Origin of the sequence: Pseudomonas sp. LH21, from assembly GCF_036549575.1 — a bacterium.
Taxonomy (GTDB): domain Bacteria; phylum Pseudomonadota; class Gammaproteobacteria; order Pseudomonadales; family Pseudomonadaceae; genus Aquipseudomonas; species Aquipseudomonas peradeniyensis.
This window is the reverse complement of the sequence record NZ_CP144367.1, coordinates 1,219,833-1,237,378: the sequence shown is the minus strand read 5'-3', so window position 1 is coordinate 1,237,378 and position 17,546 is coordinate 1,219,833. Positions and strand designations below refer to the sequence as shown.

Here is a 17,546-nt window from a genome sequence, read left to right as displayed (position 1 = left end):
AGCAAGAGCAAGAGCAAGAGCAAGAGCAAGAGCAAGAGCAAGAAATGCGAAGTTAGTTTTTTGGCCATTAGTTATGTATTGGCTGTTCCGGCCCTTTCGCGGGGCAAGCCCGCTCCTACAGGGTTATATATAACGGCGACTATTGCGTGGGAGCGGGCTTGCCCCGCGATACAATCGATAGATCAATTAAATTTCAACTAGCGACAGCTGCGCAAGTCCAAGCGCCGCCCGTAACTTCGCGACTTCAGGAGGCCGAACGGAGGACTTGCGGAGGGAGGTGACGGGCATGGATGCCCGTCAAGCGCTGGGGCCCAGGATGGGCCCTGCAGCGCGGTCCTCCCGGGAGCAAGGCCGGAGTGAGGGAACCCGGAGCGAAGCGGAGGGCCGGATGAATGGAGCGCAACGGCTTTGGTTACTTTGGCCAAGACCAAAGTAACCCGCCGTAAGGGCGGAAAGGTGAACAAGCGTCGACATCACAAATGAATGCGCATATAAATTTCAAAACAAACTATCAACCTATCAACCAATTAACCAATCAAAACAAAATCACCGAGCTTCCATGTGAGCAATCATCAACTGCACACTCTCATTCCCCCGAAACTCATTCACATCCAGCTTGTAAGCCAACTCCACCCACCGCACAGTAGGATTCGGCCAAACCTCCCGATCAACCCCAAACGCAATCCCATCCAACCGCACCGCCCCACACTCGCTCTTGAGCACTACCTTCAGATGCCGCTCCCCGACCACCCGCTGTTCGACCAACTGGAACACCCCATGGAACAACGGCTCGGGAAAGTGCTGCCCCCACGGCCCGGCATTGCGTAATGCCCGCGCCAGGTCAAGGTGAAACTCCTCAACCGCCAGGGTGCCATCCGACAACAGCCGACCGGTCAGGTCATCCTCACGCAGCTGACGCCGTACCTCTTCATCGAACGCCTCGGCAAACGCCGGGAAGTGCTCGGCCGGCAACGACAATCCCGCCGCCATCGCGTGCCCGCCAAACTTGCTGATCAGGGCCGGATGCCGCGCCGCCACGGCATCCAGCGCGTCACGGATATGGAACCCCGGTACCGAACGCGCCGAGCCTTTGAGCATCCCTTCCCCTGCGTCGGCGAAAGCAATGGTCGGACGGTGGTAACGCTCCTTCAACCGCGAAGCGAGGATACCGATCACCCCCTGGTGCCAGTCGGCGTCGAACAGGCACAGGCCATAGGGCATGGACTCGACGGGCAGGTCCTTGAGCTGGGCCAGCGCCTCGCGCTGCATACCCTGCTCGATGGACTTGCGGTCCTGGTTCAGGCCATCGAGCTGCTGGGCCATGTCCAGCGCCAACGCCGCGTCCTCACACAACAGGCATTCGATACCCAGGCTCATGTCGTCCAGGCGCCCGGCGGCATTCAGCCGAGGGCCGAGGATGAAGCCCAGGTCGGTGGAGGTGATGCGTCGATGATCGCGCCGCGCCACCTCGAGGATAGCCTTGAGCCCGGCGCGAGCACGGCCGGCACGGATACGTTCCAGCCCCTGGTGCACCAGGATGCGGTTGTTGGCATCCAGCGGCACCACGTCGGCGACGCTGCCCAGCGCCACCAGGTCGAGCAGCTCGCCGATGTTCGGCTGCGGCTGCGCCTCGTAGCGCCCCAGGCTGCGCAGCCGCGCCCGCAGGGCCATCAGCACGTAGAAGATCACCCCCACGCCGGCCAGGGACTTGCTCGGGAACCCGCACCCCGGCTGGTTCGGGTTGACGATGGCATCGGCGGCGGGCAACTGCTCGCCCGGCAGGTGGTGGTCGGTGACCAGCACCTTGAGCCCGGCAGCCTTGGCCGCTGCCACGCCGTCGACGCTGGAGATACCGTTGTCCACGGTGATCAGCAACTGCGGTTGGCGCTGCAGGGCGACCTCGACAATCTCCGGGGTCAGGCCGTAGCCGTATTCGAAGCGATTGGGTACCAGATAATCGACATGCGCCGCGCCCAGCAGACGCAGGCCAAGCACACCGACAGTGCTGGCGGTGGCACCGTCGGCGTCGAAGTCACCGACGATGAGAATGCGCTGGCGCTGGTCGAGCGCCTCGACCAGCAAGTCCACCGCCGCATCGATGCCCTTGAGCTGCTGGAACGGCAGCAGGCGTGCCAGGCTCTTGTCCAGTTCAGCCTCGGACTGGACGCCACGGGCGGCATACAGGCGGGTCAGCAGGGGTGGCAGGTTGCCCAGCAATGGCAGGGGAGACGGCAGGGGACGAGGTTCGATACGCATGAGTCTTCGATAATCCGCTGTGAATCAGGTCAGCCGCGCTCGCCGAGCAGCCACTGCAGCTGCACTTCGTGCTGGCCACGGTCGTCGGTGACGAACACCGTGCCTTCGCTGATCATCACATCCCACTTGATGGTGCGCGGCATGTCGGTGGCGAGGACTTCCAGCACGTCCTGCGGCACGGCGGCGATGCTCAGGTTCTTCAGGCCCTTGACTGCGCCGAGCACCTTGTTTTCCCAGACGCGCAAGCTGCCGTAGGCCAACAGGCTGGTGCGCTCGGTCCGCCGCGAGCACCAGGTCAGGCGGTCGGCGTCGGGCTGGCCGACTTCGATCCAGTGCAGGATGCGGTCGTCCAGGCTCTTTTCCCACAGGGCCGCCTCATCGACATCCGACAAACCGCGACCAAAGGACAGCTGCTCGTTGTACCAAAGGGCATAGGCCAGCAGGCGCACGGCCATGCGTTCTTCGGTTTCCGAAGGATGACGGGCGATGGTCTGGCGGACGTTCTCGTACACGCCGCGATCGAGGTCGGTCAGATTCAGTTCGAACTTGTAGGTGGTGGACGGCTGGGCCATGGGCAATAGGCTTCTTGCGGGAGAAAGTCGCACAGTCTAACTGATCCCGGGCGCCAGCGTCGGATCAGACAACGCCGATATACCTGCCACCGCCGAGCTGTGATACAACCTGCCCTCACGCCCAGCCGCCACGGATGCCCCATGCCTACGCCCAGCAAACCCCTCGCCGGCCTGAAAGTCATCGAGCTCGGCACCCTGATCGCCGGCCCGTTCGCCTCGCGGATCTGCGCCGAATTCGGCGCCGAGGTGATCAAGGTCGAGTCCCCCGATGGTGGCGACCCGCTGCGCAAATGGCGCAAGCTCTATGAAGGCACCTCGCTGTGGTGGTTCGTCCAGGCGCGCAACAAGCAGTCGCTGACCCTCAATCTCAAGCACCCGGAAGGCCGCGACGTGCTCAAGCGCCTGCTGGCCGATGCCGACATCCTGATCGAGAACTTCCGCCCCGGCGTGCTGGAGAAGCTGGGGCTGGGCTGGGACGTGCTCCATGCCCTCAACCCGCGCCTGGTCATGGTGCGCCTGTCGGGCTTTGGCCAGACCGGGCCGATGAAAGACCAGCCGGGCTTCGGCGCAGTCGGCGAGTCCATGGGCGGGCTGCGCTACATCACAGGTTTCGAGGACCGTCCGCCGGTACGTACCGGGATCTCCATCGGCGACTCCATTGCCGCCCTGTGGGGCGTGATCGGCGCGCTGATGGCCCTGCGTCATCGCGAGGTCAACGGTGGCACGGGCCAGGTGGTGGACGTGGCGCTGTACGAGGCGATCTTCGCCATGATGGAGAGCATGGTCCCGGAGTTCGACGTATTCGGCTTCATCCGCGAACGCACCGGCAACATCATGCCGGGCATCACCCCCTCCTGCATCCACACCACCGCCGATGGCCGTCACGTGCAGATCGGCGCCAATGGCGATGCGATCTTCAAGCGTTTCATGCAGGCCATCGGCCGCGACGACCTGGCCAACGATGCCGCACTGGCCACCAACGACGGCCGTGATGCACGCCGCGACGAGTTGTACGGGGTCATCGACCGCTGGGTCAACAGCCTGCCGCTGGCCGAGGTGATGCAGGCGCTGAACGATGCCGAGGTGCCGGCCAGCCGGATCTACTCCGCCGAAGACATGCTGGGCGATCCGCAGTTCCTCGCCCGTGAGATGTTCCTCCAGGCCCGACTGCCGGACGGCAAGCCATTCAAGATGCCGGGCATCGTGCCCAAGTTGTCCGACACGCCGGGCTCCGCCGAGTGGGTCGGTCCGGCACTGGGCGAGCATACGGCCACGGTGCTGGCAGGCCTGGGCTACGATGCAGCCGCCATTGCCCGCCTGCGCGCGGCCGGCACGGTCTGACCCACGCACCATGCGGATCCGCCATTTGCCCATCGTGCTCTGCCTGTTGCTGTTCGCACTCGCAGGGCAATCGGCCGAGGCCAGGGAGCGCCTGTTGTGGCTGGTGCGCGACCTGCCGCCGTTCACCATCTTCGAAGGGCCGGCCAAGGGCCAGGGGGTGATCGACCAGTTGCTGCCGATGCTGATCGCCCAGATGCCCGAGTACGACCACAGCATCGTCCGGGTCAACCGGGCCCGGGGCCTGCAGATGCTCCAGGAGCGCAGTTTCACATGTGACCCGACCCTGCTGTGGACCCCTGAACGCGCCAGGTATGTGCATTTCTCCCAACCTTCGCTGGGCGTGCTGAGCAGTGGCCTGATCGTGCGCAAGCAAGACCAGGCGCTGCTGGCGCCGTACCTGGACGGCCAGCAGGTCGACCTGCAGCGCTTGCTGGCCGAGACCCGCCTGAAGCTGGGCATCGTCGCCGAGCGCAGCTACAGCGTGCAGGTCGACGAGGTTCTCCGGCAACTGCCTGATACCGCCTTCAGCCGCCACTACGGCAACGATGCCACGGCCAGCCTGCTGCAGATGCAGCAATTGGGTCGCCTGCAACTGGTGCTCGGCTACTGGCCGGAGATGCGTTACCTGATCCAGCAGCAGAATGGCTCGCTGGACGACTACAGCTTCCACCCCATCCTTGGCGTGAACCGTTACCAGTTCCTGCATGTGGGCTGTTCGGATACCCCGCTGGGGCGCGAGGCGATCGCCCATATCGACCAGCTGCTGCCGACCTTGCGTCGCGATACCTTGCCCGAACTGTACGCCCACTGGCTGGACCCGGGGCTGCAGGAGGACTACCTGGAGCAGGCCAGGCATTTCTTCGACCAGGGTGAAACGTCGGCGCGCTGAAGCGTTGCGAAGTCGATGGCACTGGGGCGTTTATGGCGTCGGGGCAAAAAGAAACCCCGGCCGCTGGGGAGGACGACCGGGGTCAAGCGAAAGCCCTTGGGACTTCCAGTGACAGTCTGGACGGTACCGGAGCAAAGCACCATCAGACGGCCCTTGCTGAATCTGATGGGCCTGTCAGGCAAAGGTTCCGTGCATCTGCCGCTGATGTTGCAAGGCGGCGATCACACAGGGTTGCAGGCGACCTTCGACGATCTGCACGTCACGGTGCAGGCCATCGACCAGGTCGATCAGCAACTGCTGCTCCGCCAATTGACGAGCGCAGACCCCACGTTGCAGGATCGCCACCCCGTGCTCGTCATAGAGTGTCAACTGGCGACTGCCAAGGCTGTCGGGCGTACCAAGCTCGGCCTGGTATGGGGCAAGGGCTTCGTTGAGCAGTCTGCAGATTCTTTCCATCCGGATCACTCGCTGGCTGAGGTTCGAGGAAACTGACCATCGGGCCGACGGAACGTTCGCCTCTGCCCGTTACCGCGAGCATGCGCGGCCAACATGACAGTTTCGATGTACCCGGCCAGCGTCCGATCAGAGGCGCTCCAACACCTGTTCCAGGCCTACCATCGACATCGGCCATGGCAACTCTGCCAGCACGTTCAAGCCGTACTGGCGTGCCTCGAGCGCCAGATCCATTTCCCCCGCGCCGGCACACCCGACGAACAGTAATCCCCCCGCGCAGGAAGCCTGCACCAGGTACTTGAACAGGCGCCGGGCATAGCCCCTGGGCATGCGCTGGTCGAGCACCAGTACATCCACCGGGCGCTGCCGTGCCGTCGCGGTCGGCACGTCATCGGTGACCCGGACGCTGTAGACGCCCTGGGCATTGAAGGCCTGATGCAACAGCATCTGGTGATAGGGCCGAGCCTGGTGGATAAGAACATTGAGCTGACGCATGAGCTTCCCCCGGAACAGTATGCCTTGCAGGTTGGAACGACCACTTTAGTAGGGGCATGTGCCGAACTACATGGGAAAAGTCTGAAAGAGCGAAATCCTGTGCCGTGGACATGAAAAAGCCCGTCCAGGACGGGCTTTTTCGCATAGCGCTCGGCTTACAGCGGCTTGCCGCGGTTGCCATGCTGGCTGACGAAGGCCTGGACGGTCTTCAGGTCGTTGGCCAGCACCGTGCAGCGCTCCTCGCGGCTGAACAGATCGCTCAGGTGCGCTGGCAGCTCCAGGGCCTTGGCGACACCGGCCTTCTCCACCGCCTCGGGGAACTTGACCGGGTGCGCGGTGCCCAGCACCACCATCGGCGTATCCAGGCTGCGGCGGCATTCGCGGGCGGCCTTGACGCCGATCGCGGTGTGCGGGTCGAGGACTTCACCGGTGGCCTTGAACACCTCGGCGATGGTCTCGCAGGTCTGCTCGTCGGTGACGGCCAGCGAGTCGAACAGCTTGCGCGCCTCGGTCCAGCGATCCTGCTCGACGCTGAAGCCACCGCCTTGCTTGAAGGTGTCCATCAGCTGGGCAACCGCGGCGCCATTGCGACCGTGCAGGTCGAACAGCAGGCGCTCGAAGTTGGACGAGACCATGATGTCCATCGACGGCGACAGGGTCGGGTGCAGGGAATCCTTGACGTACTGGTTGCCGCTCATGAAGCGGTGCAGGATGTCGTTGCGGTTGGTCGCCACCACCAGCTGGCTGATCGGCAGGCCCATGTTGCGCGCCAGGTAGCCGGCGAAAATATCGCCGAAGTTGCCGGTCGGCACCGAGAACGCCACCGAACGGGCCGGGCCGCCAAGCTGCAGGGCTGCATGGAAGTAGTAGACGATCTGGGCCATGATCCGCGCCCAGTTGATCGAGTTCACCGCCACCAGGCGGGTGCCCTTGAGGAACGACTGGTCGGCGAAGCTGGCCTTGACCATTTCCTGGCAGTCGTCGAAGTTGCCTTCGATGGCGATGTTGTGGATGTTGTCGCCGAGGATGGTGGTCATCTGCCGGCGCTGTACTTCCGACACGCGCTGGTGCGGGTGCAGGATGAAGATGTCGACGTTGTCGCAACGGCGGCAGCCTTCGATGGCGGCCGAGCCGGTATCACCGCTGGTGGCGCCGACGATCACCACACGCTCGCCGCGCTTGACCAGCACGTGGTCGAGCAGACGGCCGAGCAGCTGCAGGGCGAAGTCCTTGAAAGCCAGGGTCGGGCCGTGGAACAGCTCCATCACCCACTCGTTGCCGTTGAGCTGGCGCAGCGGCGCGACCGCGGCGTGGGCGAAGTTGCCGTAGGTCTCTTCGAGGATCTTCTTGAAGTCGGCGTCGGCGATGCTGCCGTCGACGAACGGGCGCATCACCCGGAAGGCCAGCTCGTGGTACGGCAGGCCCGCCCAGGAGGCGATCTCTTCCTGGGTGAAGCGTGGCAGGTTCTCGGGTACGTACAGGCCGCCGTCGCTGGCGAGGCCCGCCAGCAGGACGTCTTCGAAGTTCAGGGCCGGAGCCTGGCCGCGGGTACTGATATAGCGCATGGGTGCAAACCTTCGATGCTGGGCGCGGGCCGCCGTCGCGGCCCGCCGCCGGAATTAATTGAGCTGTTCGACGCGGATGCGCACGACCTTGCCGATCACGTCCTGGAGCGCTTCCAGGGCGACGATGGCGTCGTCGATGCGCTGCTCGACCACACGGTGGGTCAGCAGGATCATCGGTACCAGGCCGTCCTGCTCCTCGGCTTCCTTCTGCATGATCGACTCGATGTTGATGCCGCGCTCCGAGAGGATGCTGGCGACCTGGGCCAGCACGCCCGGGTGGTCCTTGGCCTGGATGCGCAGGTAGTAGGCACTTTCGCAGGCTTCGATCGGCAGGATCGGGTGGGCCGACAGCGCGTCCGGCTGGAAGGCCAGGTGCGGCACGCGGTTCTCCGGATCGGAAGTCATTGCACGAACCACGTCGACCAGGTCGGCGACCACCGACGACGCGGTCGGCTCCATGCCGGCACCGGCGCCGTAGTACAGGGTGGAACCGGCGGCGTCGCCGTTGACCATCACCGCGTTCATTACGCCGTTGACGTTGGCGATCAGGCGATCGTTGGGGATCAGCGTCGGGTGCACGCGCAGCTCGATGCCGTCGGCGGTGCGGCGGGCCACGCCCAGGTGCTTGATACGGTAGCCCAGGGCCTCGGCGTAGTTGACGTCGGCGGTGGTCAGCTGGGTGATGCCCTCGGTGTAGGCCTTGTCGAACTGCAGCGGGATACCGAAGGCGATGGACGCCAGGATGGTCAGCTTGTGCGCGGCGTCGATGCCTTCGACGTCGAAGGTCGGGTCGGCCTCGGCATAACCCAGCGCCTGGGCTTCGGCCAGCACGTCGGGGAAGGCGCGGCCCTTGTCGCGCATCTCGGTGAGGATGAAGTTGCCGGTGCCGTTGATGATGCCGGCCAGCCAGTTGATGCGGTTGGCCGACAGGCCCTCGCGGATCGCCTTGATCACCGGAATGCCACCGGCCACGGCGGCTTCGAAGGCGACGATGACGCCCTTCTCGCGGGCCTTGGCGAAGATCTCGTTGCCGTGCACGGCAATCAGCGCCTTGTTGGCGGTGACCACGTGCTTGCCGTTCTCGATGGCCTTGAGCACCAGGTCGCGGGCGATGGTGTAGCCGCCGATCAGCTCGATGACGATATCGATCTCGGGGTTGCTCGCGACTTCGAACACATCAGCGGTAATGGGGGTACCGGTAATCTGGCAGTTCGGGTTCTGCGAGCGCATGGCAATCTGTGCCACTTCAATACCGCGCCCGGCACGGCGGGCGATCTCCTCGGCGTTGCGCTGAAGTACATTGAAGGTTCCGCCACCGACGGTCCCCAACCCACAGATGCCTACTTTGACCGGTTTCACTGTGAACTCCCCATAGAACGGCCGGCACCTGCGCCGACCGTGAAACATGCCGTCACCCCATGACGACGGCGTCTGAATTGATTACTTGCTCTCGGCCAGGGCCAGCTTGGCCACTTGCGGCGCCGGCTGGTAACCCGGAATCACCTGGCCATTCTGTAGAACGATCGCCGGCGTGCCATTTACACCAATCGATTGGCCCAGCTGGAATTGCTTGCTGACCGGGTTGGCACACTTGGCGGCCTTGATCTCCTTGCCGTCGACCATCTTGTCCAGCGCCGCGCGGCGATCGCTGGAGCACCATACCGCCTGCAGCTGCTCGTCACCCGGCGAACCCAGGCCCTGGCGCGGGAAGGCGACGTAGCGCACTTCGATACCACGGCGGTTGAGTTCCGGCACTTCGGCGTGCAGCTTGTGGCAGTACGGGCAGGTGGTGTCGGTGAACACGGTGATGTGCGACTTGGTTTCACCCTTGGCCGGGTAGACCACCATCTCGCCGACCGGAATGCCGTTGATCAGCTTGGCAATGCCCTGGCGCTCGGTCTTCTCGGTGAGGTTGACCGGCTTGCCGTCCTGGATCTGGAACAGGTAGCCCTGCATGACGAACTGGCCGTCGGCGCTGGCGTACAGCACGCGACCGCCCTGCAGCTTGACTTCGTACAGGCCATTGAGCGGGCTGCTGCTGACGCTCTCGACAGGCACTTCCAGCTCGAGGTTCTGCAAGGACTTGCGGATCGCCTGCTCGGCACCGGCATTGGCATCGGTGGCCGCGGCGACGGCAAAGGTACTGGCCAACGCCAGGGCGGCGGCGGCGAAAATCTGGGTCACGCGCATGGGGTACTCCTGAAGGCGGACGGGGCCGGATGCAGCACGCCCGTACTGAAAACGGGGTGTCATTGCGGCCCTCGGTGCAAACCGTCCAAGCCTACCACAGAAGCGGCGGCGGTCGAGGCGTGCTCGATCGGGAGCGCAAGGCTGCGTGCGCCAGGGGGCGGCGGTTACCTCGGCTATCAATCACCGTCTACCAGCAAGACCTCATCTGCATCACTGGAAACTTTCAGAAAATCAACCAAAGCAAGCACATCGCGATCAATGTCCTGCAACAGCAGCGCAATCAACATCTTCTGCTGCCTGGGATAGATCCTGGATCGCCCATAAGGATCGATATAAAGCCCCGTCTTTTCACGCAACTCAATAAATGCGCCCTGCACACGCTTCACCTCAGCGTCACTCAGTTGAAGGTAGGGCTTGTCGCCTAGCGTGTCCGACAGATAGGAGATGTCCAGCATTTCGAAAACCTTTAACCTTTACTTGAATCAACCGAAAAGCAGCTTACGAGATCGCTGTCAAGCGCATAGACAAACTTTAGTGAAAATGAACTCATCCAGTGATTGATGAGCCTTATCGCGCCATGCCTGTCCTGAGCTAATTGCTGCGTACTGAAGTAACTGTTTTTCGACTTGTTCTTGTACAAGGAAAAAGTGAGTTCATAGCTGACAAGCGATACGTCCCTGTCAGATGGACGACACCAGACATCAATGGTTGCTTTGATCTGACTACGCTCACCCGTAACGCATTCGCTGAACGCATAAAAAATATCGGCGTCGAAAAAATTCGCGCGAACCATCATTTGCTCAAGCGGATTATCGATCCTATCAAGGATATTGGGATCAGCGTCAATGAAGTTATTCTTGACCACTGCCCAGCCAGCCGGCATCTGCAAAAAAGCCAACGGGTGGTTTAAAGCCAGGCGTTGAACTATATTCATTTTTTACCTTCGTCAGCGGATGCTCACCCAGTCGTTACAGCGGGAACAACTAAACCACCTAAACCAATGCACTGCGACCTCCACTGTCTTTCTCATATATCCAACCTCCACAGGCTATCCGCCGAGCCCGCTTTGGTTCGACTTTTGTGCAGCGCTCAGGTCAATTGTACGCGGCGTAGAATAGCGCGCAGTTGATTCGCCAATTCATGATGTTACCGACGAATTTTGTTCAGGTTTCCCAGTACGTAGTCGCAATTACCTTTGGCGTCAGGCTCTATCCCCTTCAACCGGGTGAAAAATTTGCGTGCGTGCTCGCTCATGACCCTGACAAATTCATCTTTATCAACTGCAACAGAAACCTCACTATGGCAGGTGACGCTCACCTGCAGACGACCGTTGCTGGGGGTCAAATTGACTTCGATGGGCTGGTCAGGAAAATAACATCTAAACGATTTGCCTTCACTGATCTGTAGCAATCCTTCTGACAAATAGCTCCACAGGTCGTCGACGTAATCAAACATGCTTTTATCAATAAGCGGTGTACCATCAATGGTAAGAACCAGAGCCCCTTCGATAGACGCCTGGCCATTGAACCTGCCTTGATATTCGAAGAAGTCGGAAAACCGTTCACCCGTCTTCACATAGGTTTCAATAATAATTCTATTCTTCATCTTGGATATAATTGTCCTACTCTGCCGCTATTAAGCCCAACCACATACTCTACGCCCCCGGAAGTACCACTGATCTGGTACTTACCAACAGTACCCTTACCGACCAACACACCTCTATTCTGCCTCATGACATCGCGAACAACACTCGAAACATCTTGGATCGATTTTTCAGCATCGGCATGCTGTTGATAACCCGGTTGGTGACCTCGCCGAACGGAGCTTAGTCGCCGGACCAGCGCAGCTGGCCCTGCTCGTTGGTGCACTCCAGCGGGGCGCTGTTCAGGTCGCAGTGCAGCTACAGGAATCCCGCTCACCATAGGCCGTGTTTAGTTGAACGGAGATTAAATAATAAACCTGGAGAATCAGAATCTCTTTCCCGGCTTATTAAAAATTCATCTAAAAATATTTAATATCATATTTTCCAACCACATCGAAAACATGATCATAAGTGCTAAGAACTATATGCTGGAGCCCATCTCCATCTATGTTATCTATCAAATCAAAGCTCGACAGAGAGTGTTTTTCATATGGATAATCATCCATTTTATACACAGACATACTTTTAATATCACTAAACAAAAACTCAACATTAACATCAGGTGCATCTGTAATCATTGGCTTGCAGGAACGCAAAGACAACGATGCTTTAATGACAAACTTAAAAGGATAGAGTATTAATTCAGCCCCTGAAATAACCAAAGCATCTCGCCCATAAATCAGACCATATTTTGTTTCTATTGCCTTAACATTCATATTAGCCACAACCTCTTGTCCTTATCGATTTACCACCATCACCAGTTGAAAACCTTCGATCAAGATTTATTTTAGACAATTCCTCTGAAGTTGCCCATCTGGATGGGATTTTGGATACACCAGCTTCTTTCGCTGCGTACAGCCTTCTATTATCCAAGCTAAACACTGAATCTTTATGTGCTCCTTGAGACAATAAGCGCTCTTGAACATTGGCAGGTAAATCCCGCATCCTGACTTTTCTGATTGGCTCAAGTTCATTTATATACAAGGGATCATTTATAAGTCTATGTGTCAATCCATTAACACTTCTTCCATCCTCAAACACACCATTAATACTGTCTTGTGAGAATAAAATCGTTTTAGGACTAACAGGAGATAATCCAAGCGGATCAACCCACCCGTTCGGATTCGGCGCATACTGATAAAGATTCGTGCCACCCAGCAACCCTATCGGATCCGGCTGCGTGAACCGCCCGACATCCGGATCATAAAACCGAAACGTGTTGTAGTGCAGACCCGTCTCACGGTCCAGGTACTGACCCTGAAACCTGAGGTGCTGCCCTTCGATGAAATGCGCCTCACGCACCTCCTGCAGGGTATTGCCCCAGACCTGATAGCGCGCCTGCCAGACCGCCTCGCCACTGTCATCCGTCAGCTGTTCGGGCAGGCCATTGAGATCGTTATGGTAGTAACGCACCTGCTGGTGCTGCCCCATACCGTCAACCCGAGCCAAGGGTTCGTGGCTGTCTTCGACATACAGGTAAAGGCTGGTCTGGCTGTAGCGATGCTCCTGCAACAAGCGCAGGCCATCCCAGGCGAAACGGGTCTGGTCGAGCAGATTGCCCTGATCGTCGTATTCGCTTTTCTCGACACGCCGCCCGAGCGGGTCGTAGCGCATGTTCAGTATCCGTTCGCGCCCACCGTGCTGGCTGCGCACCTGGATCAGGCGGTGCTCGGCGTCGTAGCTGAAGTGCTGGATGCCACGCCGACTGCTGCGTTTCTCGATCAGGCGGCCGAAGCCGTCGTAGCGGTAGCGTTTGTCCTGGTAGGTGAGCAAGCGGTTATGGCGTACCAGGCCGATGCCGGCCTGGGGGCCGTCGAGCAGGTTGGCAGCAGCGTCGTAGGCGAAGGTTTCGCTCTGGCCCTGGCCAGCGTCCTGGCTGGCCAGGATCCGGCCGCTGGCATCGTAGTGCAGCAATTGCTGGTGCTGGCTGCCGGGCTGCTGGTTGAAACGGCCGATCAGGTTGTCTGCCGAGTCGAAATCGAAGCGTTGCTGTACCGTAGCCGGCAGTTGCGGCGGCTGGTGGTTGGGGCGGCGCAGGCGTGAGCGCAAACGACCGCTGCGGTCGTACTCGCTGCGGGTGCTGACCCGGCCCTGGGTGCGCAGCACTTCACGGTGCAGGCGGTCACGTTCGAAATCGCTGATCACCTTGCCGTCGAGGTTGAGCTGGTGCAGATGGCCGCTGCCGTAGTACAGGCGGTTGAGCCAGCGGCCGTCGGGCAACTGGGTCTGGATCAGGTTACCGAGTTCGTCGTAGTGATGTTGCAGCACACCATTGGCGCTGTGCTCTTCCAGCAATTGGCCAAGGGCATCGTAAGCGAAGGCCAGTTGCTCGCTGTTGCCTGCCTTGTCGGTGAAGCTGATCGCCGTCAGTTGATCAAGGGGATCGTAGCTGTACTGGGTTTCACCATCGTCGGTGCGCTTTTTGATCAAGCGCCCGACGGCATCCCGGTGCAATTGATGAATGATCGCTTCAGCATCGCCTTGGGGAGCGGGGAGGTACTCAACGCAACTGAGGTTATCCAGCCGGTCGTAGTGATAGCGGCTGGCGCTGCCGTCCAGACCCTGCTGCTCAGTCAGGCGATCAGCCAGGTCCCAGCTGAACCTGTAGCTTTCGCTATTTTCATTGGTCAGCGCCAGCAGCCGCCCGTAGGCGTCGTAACTGAACTGCACCCGCCGACCATGCGGATCGATACGCTGCTGCACCTGGCCACGCCGGTTATAGCGGTATTGGGTGGAGTGCCCGGCGGGGTCGGTATAGCTGTTGAGCTGGCCGTTGCGATCAAGCTGATAGTGCTCACTGCGCCCATCGGGCAATTGCGAGCCGAGCAATCGGCCCTGGGCATCGTACTGGTACTCGGTACGTTCGCCGAGGGCATCGGTGACCGCCTGCAGATGCCCGCGCCGGTCATAGCTGAAGCGGGTCGGATACCCCGAACAATCGACCTGCTCAATCAGCAGGCCCAATTCGTTCCAGCGCAGGTGCTTGTGCTTGCCCGCCGCATCGATGATCTCCACCACCTGGCCGCGTTCGTCATGGCGGTAGCGGGTGGTGTGGCCCAGCGGGTCGGTTTCGCTGCTGCAGTTGCCGCGCTGGTCGTAGCAATAGCGCCAGCGCTTGCCGGCCTTGTCGGTCTGTACCCGGGGCAGCGACCAGTGTTCCAGCCACTGGGTCGCCTCGCTGCGACCCAGTGGGTCGATGCTTTCGCAGAGGTTGCCGGATTCATCGTACAGGTACTGCCATTGCCCGCCTTGCGGGTCGGTAGCGCCCAGCAGCTGGCGTTCGTCGTTCCACTCGAAACGCCAGGTGTGGCCGAGAGCATCGGTGTACTGGGTGATCTGGTACTGCGGGTTCCAATAGCGTGTGCTGACCCGCTGCAAACCGTCGGTGACCCGGGTGATGCCAGCCTCGATATCGTAGTCGAAGTGGTATTCGTCGCCGTCGTCGGTCCAGTGTCGGACCACGCGCCAGTCGTCTGCAGCACGAGTCCACTCATAGAAACAGCGCAGGCCGCTGGGCAGTTGGTGTTCGACCATGCGCCGGCCCTGGTCATAGACGAAGCGCCGTTGCACCTGGCCGCTGGCGTCGCGGACTTCGGCCAAGTCGCCATTGCTGTCATAGGCATAGCTGACCAGCAGCTCGTTCGACTCGTCGCTGTACCATCGCTCGATATGGCTGACCCGGGCTGGCCATTGGCTGCTGTAAACCACCTGCACCTGGACCACATCGAAGGTATCGCGCAGCCTGAGCAAGCGGCCGTTGCTGTCGTAGTCCAGGTAGATGCGGTTGTCGTTGCGGTCACCCAGTTGCGTCAGGCGCAGGCGCTGCGGATTGTTCGGGTTCGGCTGGAACAGGCGATAGAGACCGTCGACGCTTTCGATCAGCAGCTCGCCATTGTGCGCGCGACGGACGCTGAGGCCTTCGCCGGCGCTAAACACGGCATCACCACGAGGGATATGGCCCATGTCGACGACCCGTGCCTGTTCGTCGGTGAACAGCAGGCGCTCGCCGCCTTCAGGATGCGCTTCGATAGCGACGAAGACTTCGTAATCGACGCTCCAGCCAGCACCGAACAAGCCGTCGCGGCGTTCATCCCGGCTATTGTAGTAGCGCTGCCAGTCCAACGGGATCAAGCCCGGAAGGCTGAAATCAAGCTCGGCTTCGCCGCTCAACAGTTTGGCGCCAGTGGCGCTGTGGACCGGGTTGGGCGAGCCGGCGATGGCGCTGGTGATCGCCCCGGTCACCTGGCTGGTGACGGCGCTGCCGATGCCGCCAATCACCATGCAGCCGAACTTGCTGTAGAACTTGCCGCCGCGCCCGCGCAGCATCATCAAGGCGGTAATCGCCAGGCCGATGCCCGGGGTCTTGCCGCTGCGAATCTCGCGGACCACGATCGAGTCGCCGCCGATGCGCACATTATCGGAGACCAGCCCGGCGTCGACGATCACCGCCTCGCAGGTGCTGCGATCGCCGCTGCGACAGGCCGGGTGACCGTTGATGGTGACCTTGCTCGAGCCTTCTGCCAGGTACTGCGGCGGCATCGGCGGATGCTTGCTGCAGAGGATCTTGTCGTCGTCGGCAGGCTCGGTGTTCGGCGCCGGGCTGGCGACCGTAGGCCGCCACATCTGCGAGAAAAAGCCCTTGGCCATGTCGAGGAAGCTCTCTTCCTCCTCCTCGGCCGGCGGCTGAGCCGCGTCGCTGCCGGCGGGCGCAGCGGCGGCAACGATGACGCCGGCAGCGCGGGCGGCCGGTTTGCCATTGGTGCGGGTATTCTTCGAGCCGGTGAGGATGTTGGCTTGCACCGAGGGCGGGAACAGAAAATTGCCGATGCCCTCGCATAAACGGCTCAAGCCCTTGTCGGCCCCGGTCTTGCTCATGACCACGCCGACCACGATGCCCACCACCGCTCCGAGCACGAAGCAGCCGAGGCCGCCAGTGGCCACGGTCAGGCCCAACGCCGCGGTTACCGCCGCGGTGGCCAGCATACCGATGGCGACGTTGGCGGCCACTTCCAGCACACCGCTGACGATGTCGGCCATCATCGAAGTGTGCATCAGCGCATCGCCCTCGCGGGCGGCCCACAGGGCGTCAGACATTACTGACCGGCAACGGCACGGCTGCAGGCCACTTGAACCTGGTCATGCTTGATTTCCATATCGAGCGTTTGAGATGTCGATATTTGCTGGATGATCGCCCGAGCGTCAACCTCGAGGGTGATGCAAAGCGTGTAGTTCCTGCAGCCGCGCCTTGGCCACATGGGTGTAGATCTGCGTGGTGGACAGGTCGCTGTGGCCCAGCAGCATCTGCACCACGCGCAGGTCGGCGCCATGGTTGAGCAGGTGGGTGGCAAAGGCGTGGCGCAGCGTGTGCGGCGACAGCGGCTTGTCGATGCCGGCCACCCGCGCCTGGTGCTTGATGCGGTGCCAGAAGGTCTGGCGGGTCATCTGCTCGCCGCGCTGGCTGGGGAACAGCACGTCGCTGGGGCGCCCGCCCAGCAGCTCGGCGCGGCCATCGCGCAGGTAGCGCTCGATCCACACCACCGCCTCCTCGCCCATCGGCACCAGGCGCTCCTTGCTGCCCTTGCCCATCACCCGCAGCACGCCCTGGCGCAGGTTGACCTGGTCCAGGGTCAGGCTGACCAGCTCGGTCACCCGCAGGCCGCAGGCATAGAGCACCTCGAGCATGGCACGGTCGCGCTGGCCGATGGCTTCGCCGAGGTCCGGCGCCTGCAGCAGGGCCTCGACATCGGCCTCCGACAGCGACTTGGGCAGGGGCCGGCCCAGTTGCGGCATGTCCACCTGCAGCGTCGGGTCGACTGCGACCAGCCGCTCGCGCAGCAGGTAACGGAAGAACCCGCGCACCCCGGAAAGAAAGCGCGCGGTCGAACGCGGCTTGTAGCCCTGCTCGAAACGCCAGGCCAGGTGGTCGAGGATCAGCTCACGCCCGGCATCGGGCAGTGCCACGCCATGCTCCTGCAGCCAGCCATTGAACAGCGCCAGGTCGCTGCGATACGAAGCGCGGGTGTTGTCGGACAGCCCCTTCTCCAGCCAGAGGGCATCGAGGAACTGGTCGATCAGGGGGTGGTCCAGTGCAGGCATGAAGACTCGGTGGCAAACGACGAAATGACGCTTAGTCTTTCATAACA

15 protein-coding genes are annotated in these 17,546 nt (G+C 61.4%); 2 read left to right on the top strand and 13 right to left on the bottom strand.

Annotation, left to right across the window (positions count from 1 at the left end; all coding sequences use genetic code 11):
* Window positions 1–546: 546 nt before the first annotated feature.
* Window positions 547–2,256, bottom strand: a complete 1,710-nt coding sequence (recJ, locus tag VUG52_RS05810) for a single-stranded-DNA-specific exonuclease RecJ (protein WP_331832552.1) — start codon at window positions 2,254–2,256, stop codon at window positions 547–549.
* Between the two features lie 29 nt (window positions 2,257–2,285).
* A complete protein-coding gene (locus VUG52_RS05805) occupies window positions 2,286–2,828 on the bottom strand; it encodes a YaeQ family protein (RefSeq protein ID WP_050704212.1) in 543 nt (180 codons plus the stop codon).
* Window positions 2,829–2,969: 141 nt separating this feature from the next.
* Between VUG52_RS05805 and VUG52_RS05800 the strand changes: the two genes are divergently transcribed.
* Both VUG52_RS05800 and VUG52_RS05795 read left to right on the top strand, forming a co-directional pair.
* Window positions 2,970–4,169, top strand: coding sequence for a CaiB/BaiF CoA transferase family protein (locus tag VUG52_RS05800; protein ID WP_050704211.1), 1,200 nt, complete (start codon window positions 2,970–2,972; stop codon window positions 4,167–4,169).
* Window positions 4,170–4,179: 10 nt separating this feature from the next.
* The gene (locus VUG52_RS05795; protein WP_262974575.1) at window positions 4,180–5,058 is read left to right on the top strand and encodes a TIGR02285 family protein; all 879 of its coding nucleotides are present in this window, start codon (window positions 4,180–4,182) and stop codon (window positions 5,056–5,058) included.
* Between the two features lie 174 nt (window positions 5,059–5,232).
* On the opposite strand, the gene VUG52_RS05790 is transcribed toward VUG52_RS05795, so the two are convergent.
* The 11 genes from VUG52_RS05790 to xerD all read right to left on the bottom strand — a co-directional run bounded on the left by VUG52_RS05790 (window position 5,233) and on the right by xerD (window position 17,499).
* A complete protein-coding gene (locus tag VUG52_RS05790) occupies window positions 5,233–5,514 on the bottom strand; it encodes a DUF3509 domain-containing protein (RefSeq protein WP_052896260.1) in 282 nt (93 codons plus the stop codon).
* A 126-nt stretch (window positions 5,515–5,640) separates the two neighbouring features.
* Window positions 5,641–6,006, bottom strand: coding sequence for a hypothetical protein (locus VUG52_RS05785; RefSeq protein ID WP_050704208.1), 366 nt, complete (start codon window positions 6,004–6,006; stop codon window positions 5,641–5,643).
* Window positions 6,007–6,161: 155 nt separating this feature from the next.
* Window positions 6,162–7,571: a threonine synthase gene (gene thrC, locus VUG52_RS05780; protein ID WP_331832550.1), complete on the bottom strand. Its 1,410-nt coding sequence runs from the start codon at window positions 7,569–7,571 to the stop codon at window positions 6,162–6,164.
* Between the two features lie 54 nt (window positions 7,572–7,625).
* A complete protein-coding gene (locus tag VUG52_RS05775; RefSeq protein ID WP_050704206.1) occupies window positions 7,626–8,930 on the bottom strand; it encodes a homoserine dehydrogenase in 1,305 nt (434 codons plus the stop codon).
* An 81-nt stretch (window positions 8,931–9,011) separates the two neighbouring features.
* Window positions 9,012–9,761, bottom strand: coding sequence for a thioredoxin fold domain-containing protein (locus VUG52_RS05770; RefSeq protein WP_028691584.1), 750 nt, complete (start codon window positions 9,759–9,761; stop codon window positions 9,012–9,014).
* Window positions 9,762–9,937: 176 nt separating this feature from the next.
* Window positions 9,938–10,216, bottom strand: a complete 279-nt coding sequence (locus tag VUG52_RS05765; protein ID WP_050704205.1) for a hypothetical protein — start codon at window positions 10,214–10,216, stop codon at window positions 9,938–9,940.
* An 11-nt stretch (window positions 10,217–10,227) separates the two neighbouring features.
* Complete coding sequence (locus tag VUG52_RS05760; RefSeq protein WP_331832549.1) at window positions 10,228–10,695, bottom strand: hypothetical protein; 468 nt, start codon at window positions 10,693–10,695, stop codon at window positions 10,228–10,230.
* 212 nt (window positions 10,696–10,907) lie between these two features.
* Window positions 10,908–11,366 carry a hypothetical protein gene (locus tag VUG52_RS05755; RefSeq protein WP_050704203.1) on the bottom strand — a complete coding sequence of 153 codons (459 nt, stop codon included), beginning with the start codon at window positions 11,364–11,366 and terminating at the stop codon, window positions 10,908–10,910.
* A gap of 396 nt (window positions 11,367–11,762) precedes the next feature.
* Window positions 11,763–12,128 carry a hypothetical protein gene (locus VUG52_RS05750; RefSeq protein WP_331832546.1) on the bottom strand — a complete coding sequence of 122 codons (366 nt, stop codon included), beginning with the start codon at window positions 12,126–12,128 and terminating at the stop codon, window positions 11,763–11,765.
* Window positions 12,121–16,497 (bottom strand): RHS repeat-associated core domain-containing protein, encoded by a 4,377-nt coding sequence (locus VUG52_RS05745; protein WP_331832545.1) that lies wholly within the window; start codon window positions 16,495–16,497, stop codon window positions 12,121–12,123. Before VUG52_RS05745 ends, VUG52_RS05750 begins: the two co-directional genes overlap by 8 nt.
* 105 nt (window positions 16,498–16,602) lie before the next feature.
* Window positions 16,603–17,499, bottom strand: coding sequence for a site-specific tyrosine recombinase XerD (gene xerD, locus VUG52_RS05740; protein WP_331832544.1), 897 nt, complete (start codon window positions 17,497–17,499; stop codon window positions 16,603–16,605).
* Between the last annotated feature and the right edge of the window lie 47 nt (window positions 17,500–17,546).